The organism is Frankia sp. AvcI1 (genome assembly GCF_001420875.1).
GTDB lineage: Bacteria > Actinomycetota > Actinomycetes > Frankiales > Frankiaceae > Frankia > Frankia alni.
In genome coordinates this window covers 201468-208273 of record NZ_LJFZ01000012.1, presented here as the reverse complement: position 1 = coordinate 208273, position 6806 = coordinate 201468, and the positions used below count along the sequence as shown (strand labels likewise).

Below are 6806 nucleotides of genomic sequence, written 5' to 3'. Positions count from 1 at the left end.
GGCGGCGAGGACAGCACCCCGGCCAGGGCAGCAGATGGTGGCGCCGCGGGGCCGGTGGGGATGGCGCGGATCGGGATCGGGGCGTGGGCGCAGGTCGACGGGGGGATCGGGCTGTCCCGGCAGGTCGTGGCACGCCTGGGCTGTGACGGGTTCCTGCGCGGCCTGGTCACCGACCCCGACGGCAACAACCCGCTGCACCTGGGCCGGCGGCAGCGTCACCCCGGCCAGCGGCTGCGTGACGCCGTCTACGCCCGCGACCACGGCCACTGCCAGTACCCCGGCTGCGGACACACCCGCTTCCTGCAGATCCACCACCTCACCGAATGGACCCGGGGCGGTGACACCGACATCGACCGGCTACTGCTGATCTGCTCGGCCCATCATCGGGCCGTCCACGACGACGACATCCGCCTCGACCGCGCCCCCGACGGCACCGTCACCGCCCGCACCGCCGACGGCCGGGTCCTCACCGCCGCCCCACCCCTGCTGCCCGGACCCGAACCCGCCAGCAGACTCGCCCACGCCACCCGCCACATCACCCCCACCGCCATCCACACCCCCGACGGCGGCCGCCTCAGCCTCATCGACTCGATCCACGCCCTCCTCAACCCCGAGCCCCACCGCGGCGGTCAGTCCGAAGAACAATGATGGTGACCAGGCGGCTCACAGCCGCGGGTCGACCGGCTCGGATTCCAGGGCGAGCACGGCGAAGACGCATTCGTGCACCCGCCACAGCGGTTCGCCGAGCGCGAGGCGGTCGAGCGCCTCCAGCCCGAGGGCGTATTCGCGCTGGGCGAGTGAGCGCTTGTGCCCGACGCCGCGTTCCCGCAGGCGTTCCAGGTTGGCCGGCTCGGTGTAGTCCGGGCCGTAGATGATCCGCAGGTACTCCCGGCCGCGCACCTTCAGCCCCGGCTGGACGATGCCGCGGCGGCCGACGGTCAGGTTCGCCGCGGGCTTGACGACCATCCCCTCACCGCCCGCCGCGGTCAGCTCGGTCCACCACGCGGTCGCCGTCGCGACCGAGTCCGGCTCCGTGGTGTCGACGAAGATCCGCCGGGTCGGCGCGACCAGATCGGGGTCGGCGGCCACCAGCCGGTCGGCGAGGTCGAGGTGCCAGGCGTGCGGCCGGGTGTGGTGGGCCGCGCCCTCGCTCGCCAGCACCTGGAAGGGGGCGATCCGAACCCCGCGCAGGCCGTCGGTGGGCCACTGGTACGGCCGGTAGGCGGCGCTGAAGGCGGCGGCGTTCGCCGCCCGGGATCGGGTGCGGGCCAGCAGGTCGCCCACCGCCAGGCCGCCCCGCGCCGCCTGCTCTAGCAGGTCGACCGCGAGCGGCAGGGACGCGCGCGCAGCCGCGCCGACCGCGGCGTACTGATCGCGCAGGAGCTGCCCGGCCTTGGCGCTCCAGGGCAGCAGCTCGGCGTCGAACAACAGCCAGGAGGTGGCCAGCTCGTCGAACAGCCCGGCCGCCTCGGCGGCGGCACGCAACCGCTCGACGAGCTCCGCGGTGAGCTCGCCGGGGAAGAACGGCCGGCCGGTGCGCGTCCACACCGCGCCGGCCCGGTCGTCGGGCGCGCCGAACCGGGCCCGCGCCGCGTCGAGCGACCGGCACACCAGCGCGACCGCCCGCGAACCCATGTGCTTCTCCTCGCAGACCACCGCGTCGACGCCGGCGTCGCGGTAGGCCTCGAAGGCCTGGTCGGGATGTTCGAGCAGGTCCGCGACGGTGGAGGTGGCCACCGGGCTCATCGTCGGCGGCAGGTGCAGCAACCACCGCGGGTCGATCGCGAACCGGCTCATCACCTCCAGGGCGGCGGCCGCGTTTCCCTCCCGCACGCTGATCCGCTTCTGGTGGCGCGTCTCGACGACCCGGGTGCCCAGCACGTCGGTGAGGTCGAGGACGTCGGGATCCCGGCGGCCCACCGCGGCCGATCCCACCGCGGCCGCTCCCGCCGCCACGGATCCCGCCGTGGGCCGCTCGGTGGAGTCCACGGCCTCGGGGTTGGCCGGGAACGGCCGCGCCGGCGTCCAGTAGACCTCGGCCGCCGGCACCGCGACGAGCTCACGCTCCGGGTAGCGCAGGGCCGACAGGCTCCCGCCGAAGACGCACCCGGTGTCGACACAGAGGGTGTTGTTCACCCACTCCGGGGTCGGCACGGGCGTGTGGCCGTAGAGCACCGTCGCCCGGCCCCGGTATTCCAGCGCCCACGGGTGGCGCACCGGCAGGCCGTACTCGTCGCTCTCACCCGTCGTCTCCCCGTACAGGCAGAGCTCGCGAACCCGCCCGGAGGCGCGGCCGTGGTAGCGCTCGGGCAGGCCGGCATGCGCGACGACCAGCCGGCCGTCGTCGAGCACGTAGTGGGAGATCAGTCCGTCGAGGAAGCGTTCGACCTCCGCCCGGAACTGCGCCGGCTCCGTCGCGAGCTGTGCGAGCGACTCGGCCAGGCCGTGGCCGATGCGCACGTCCCGGCCGCGCAGCGCCCGCAGCAGCTTGTTCTCGTGGTTGCCCGGCACGCAGAACGCCTCGCCGGCGGCGACCATCCCCATCGCCAGCCGCAGCACCCCCGGAGTGTCCGGGCCGCGGTCGACGAGGTCACCCACGAAGATCACTCGACGGCCGTCCGGGTGCACGGCGCCGACCGCCCGGCCCGCCTCGTCGCGGCGCANGGCGTAGCCGAGGCGGTCCAGCAGCGTCTCCAGCTCCGCGCGGCAGCCGTGGATGTCCCCGATGACGTCGAACGGGCCGGACTCGTGCCGCAGGTCGTTGAACAGCGGCGTCCGGGTGATGCCGACGTCCGCGATCTCGCCTTCGCCGCGCAGCAGGTGGACGGTGCGGAACCCCTCGCGCGACAGCCCCCGCAGCCCGCGCCGGAGCTGGTCGCGCTGGCGGCGCAGGACGTGCGGGCCGAAGTCGCGGTCGGCGCGGCTGGCGTTGCGCGCCGCGCACACCCCCTCGGGCACGTCGAGGACGATCGCGACGGGCAGCACGTCGTGCTCGCGCGCTAGGGCGACCAGCGGGCGGCGCGCGTCCGGCTGGACGTTGGTCGCGTCGATCACCGTGAGCCGTCCGGCCGCCAGGCGCTTGCCGGCAATGTAGCGCAGCAGCTCGAACGCCTCCGGCGTCGCGGACTGGTCGTTGGGGTCGTCGGCGACCAGGCCGCGGCAGAAGTCGGACGAGATCACCTCGGTGGCCCGGAAGTGGGTCCGCGCGAACGTGGACTTCCCCGAGCCGCTCACCCCGACCAGGACGACCAGGCTGAGCGCGGGAACGCCAAGCTGCCGCGGCGACGGCGAGCCCGACGGCGGCGACGAGCCCGACAGCGGCGACGAGCCCGACGGCGGCGATGGTTCGGCGCGGTCGGGCGTCATGCGGCCACCGCCCGGCTGAAGACGGCCAGCTGCGTCGGCGGCCCGACCTCGGGGTCATCCGGACCGATCGGCAGGTGGCGGACGGTGTAGCCGTGCTCGGCGGCCACCCGCCCGGCCCAGGCGCGCAACTGCGCCCGGGACCACTCGAAGCGGTGGTCCCGGTGGCGCAGCGCCCCCGCGGGCAGCGTGGCGAAGCGGACGTTGTGCTCCACGTTCGGGGTGGTGACGAGCACCAGGCCCGGGGCGGCATAGCCGAAGACGGTCGCCTCGAGTGCGCTGAGCCGCGANGGGTCGACGTGCTCCACGACCTCCATCAGCACCGCGGCGTCCAGCCCGGTCAGCCGCTCGTCCCGGTAGGTCAGCGACGACTGGATGAGGGTGAGGCGGGCCCGCTGGGCGTCGCTCATCCGTTCCACCCCCAGCCGACTCCCCGCGATGCGCAGCGCCCGCGCGGACACGTCCGCGGCGAGGACGTGCTCGATCGTCCGCTCCCCGAGCAGCTCCCGGGCCAGCAGGCCCTCGCCGCAGCCGAGGTCGCCGACCCGGCGGGCGGCATGCGAGCGCAGCACGGCGAGCACCGCACCGCGGCGCTGCTCGGCCAGGGAGAGCGGGCGGTCCGGCGGGTCCAGCTCGACGGCGCCGCCGAGGGCGTCGTCGAGCTGCTCGGGCTCGGTGTCGTCGACCTCGGCGAGGCGGGCCAACGCCGAACGGGTCAGCTCGCGGCGGTGGGACAGGTACCGGCGGGCGATGAGGTCGGACTCCGGATGGCTCGCCAGCCAGTCGGCGCCGGCCCGCAGCAGCTTGTCGACCTCGTCGCCGCCGACCCGGTAGTGCTTGGCGTCATCGAGGACCGGCAGCAGGACGTACAGGTGGTTGAGCGCCTCGGCGAGCCGGAGCGTCCCGCTCAGCCGGACGTCGAGGTAGGGCGACTCGCCCCACGCGGGAACGTCGGGATCAAGCGGGCCGGTCGCCACCGCCACCCGCCAGCCGAGCGGCTCGAACAGGCGACGCGGCAGGTCCGAGCCCGCCCGGGAGGCGACCGCCGGCACGTGGATCTCCAGCGGGATGGCCGCGGCGGCGAGCTCCGGCCGCGCGTTGCAGCGGCCGGTCATGGCCGTGCGGAAGACGTCCTTGAGCGCCATCGCGAGCATGCTCGACGCGGCGTATGGCCGGTCGTTGACGTACTGGGCGAGCGCGAACCCCTCCCCCGGCGCCCCCTTGCGCCCCCGCACGAGTCCGACCGGGTCCACCTCCAGCAGCAGGGCGACGGTGCACCTGTCGTCGGTCGCCTCCGGGTAGAACACGTGCGCCGTGCCCATCGGCTCGGTGAACGAGTGCACCCGGTCCGGATGCTTGTGCAGCAGAAACCCGAGGTCGCGGGCCGGCGGATGCGTCGTGGCGAGGGTCAGCAGCACGACTGAACAGTCTTGCTCAGACAATCCCCCCGCGTCGCATCATTTTTCGGCCTGCCGCGGCTTTCCAGAGGGACGAATCAGACGTCGAATCCTCCAGGGCAAGGAAGTTCCCGAACGGTCCGATCATGCCCGGCCGGCGAGCACCGCGGCTGCCGCCGACGGCGTGCGCAGGGCGACCGGGGTGACGGCCTCGTCGAGGAGCCACACCGGCCGGTCGAGTTCGGCCAGTTCGCTGCCGAACCAGGACGGCGGACTGGCCTCCCGATCCAGGAACGCCTCCGCCTCGCGGGGTAGCCGGATGTACTCGAGGGTGCCGTCCTCACCGCGGCGGTGGTCGGTGACCGACGTGACGAGAGCGCGCGCGGCGCCGGCAGCGGCGATGAAACCCAGCAGGGCGATCCAGACCGCGTCCGGGTCCGGCAGGGCGAGGACGACGGGCTCCACCGCCGACAGATACAGGTTGCCCTCCCTGGCCACGAGCTGCCAGAGCAGGAACGTCACGAGCCTCATCGTCCGCGTCAGCACTTCGTCCCGGGTGGCCGGATCGGCGGGATCGGCGCCGGTCACGTCGAACTCGACTCGTTCCCGCCCGCGGGGCACCCAGGTGATCTCGTTGGCGGTGACGACGGCTCCCCCGGTGGGGGTGAGGTCGTCACGGGTGATGCCCAGCAGCTTGAGGGGGACGTGGTGGACCCGTCCCGTGCGGTGCGGGGCGAGGTGGCGCAGCCCCTGGTGAGAGGCTCCGACGTACGGCCGCGCCATCATCCCGAGGCCGCCAACAATCTCCCGCTGCAGAGGGAAGTAGTTGAGCCTGGCGCATTCCATCCACAGGCGCAGCGCCGGATGGCGGGCGGATCCGACGATCAGGTCGTTGCTGATGCCGAGGTCGATCGGCAGGATGTTCAGGGTGANGCCACAGGTGGAGGCGGCGACGGCCGCGAGCAGGTCGGGGACCGAGCCGGGGTGCCCGCCTTCCGGCGATCCGGCGTCGAATCGGATGTCGCCGTCGATGTAGAGACCTCCGAAGGTGTGGACGAGTTCCACCCGCAGATGATCGGTCGCGCTCGTGTAGCCGCGGGGACGCTGCTTCGCCATCTCCAGGACGTACTGCGGACGCAGGTACAGCGGATGGTCGGCGTGGAAGACCTCGTCGACGTTGACCAGCGCCACGTCGTTGTCACGGGCCCNGGTCGCCAGGGTGNGGACGTACCGGAGCGGGTCGGCCGCGCCGACCAGGGGGGCGGGCTCGGCCAGGACGGCCGCACACTGCNCACGCGGGATATCCGTCCACAGCACCACGGTGACCTGGCCCGCGTACCGGCGGGCCGCCGCACCGTAGTTGTCGCGGAAGGCCGTCCGCGCGGGCATCGGCTGGCCCAACCAGATTCCGTGCACCACATGCGGTATTCCGACCACCTCCGGCAGCAGCGGCGCCCCGGTGTCGGCCGCCTGCCCCCAGCGCCGCTCGTCCGCCGAGCGCCGCGCCCAGCTGACAGCGCCGCGGTCGGCCTCGAGGGATTCCTCCGACAACTCCTCGGCGCTCGGAACGGGGCGGGTCATGCTGATGCGGCGCAGGAAGGGCGCGACATGCTCGGGCCGCAGGTTCCCGATGTCGACGCCGGCGAGGAAGGCCGGCTCCGGGGGTGGTCTGCGCAGGTCGAACAGGTCCGCGCCCAGCCTTGCGGCCAGCGCTCGTTCCACGTCGGGGGTGTGCAGCGGCGCGCAGACAAGACGGCGCAGCCAGGCCAGCGTCTCGCCGTGGGGAGCCGCGAGCGGCCAGGCCGGCGGGCGGAGGTTCGCCGCCCGGCCCATCCGACCGGCCAGGTGGACGCCACCACGCACGCTCGCCTGCCGGCGGCGCTGCGCCTGCAGGTCGGTCAGCCGGGCCTTCGCGGCACGCACCATCGCGGCGATCCGCGCGTGGCGGATGGCCTCGCCGATACGGGCGAGCCGCGCCGCGAGCACCGGCCAGTGGACGAGCTCCGACTCCGACAGCAGGCGGGTGGCGAGGCGGGACGGGTCCGT

At 74.0% G+C, this 6806-nt stretch carries 3 protein-coding genes and 2 pseudogenes; 1 reads left to right on the top strand and 4 read right to left on the bottom strand.

Going from position 1 to position 6806, the window contains the following annotated elements; all coding sequences use genetic code 11:
- Positions 1-648, top strand: a 648-nt coding sequence (locus UK94_RS14855; protein WP_157734274.1) for an HNH endonuclease signature motif containing protein, incomplete at its 5' end; no start/stop codon positions are given.
- A gap of 15 nt (positions 649-663) precedes the next feature.
- On the opposite strand, the pseudogene UK94_RS14850 reads toward UK94_RS14855, so the two are convergent.
- The 4 genes and pseudogenes from UK94_RS14850 to UK94_RS14845 form a co-directional block, all read right to left on the bottom strand.
- A pseudogene (locus UK94_RS14850) lies at positions 664-2663 on the bottom strand (polynucleotide kinase-phosphatase); the annotation flags it as partial.
- A gap of 1 nt (position 2664) precedes the next feature.
- Positions 2665-3366, bottom strand: a 702-nt coding sequence (locus UK94_RS52665) for an AAA family ATPase (RefSeq protein ID WP_235487956.1), incomplete at its 3' end; no start/stop codon positions are given.
- Positions 3363-3653: pseudogene (locus tag UK94_RS52660) on the bottom strand (3' terminal RNA ribose 2'-O-methyltransferase Hen1); the annotation flags it as partial. The gene UK94_RS52665 and the pseudogene UK94_RS52660, both read right to left, overlap by 4 nt.
- Before the next feature lies 1 nt (position 3654).
- A partial coding sequence (locus UK94_RS14845) for a 3' terminal RNA ribose 2'-O-methyltransferase Hen1 (protein ID WP_235487954.1) occupies positions 3655-4781 on the bottom strand: 1127 nt, incomplete at its 3' end.
- Positions 4782-6806: the final 2025 nt, after the last annotated feature.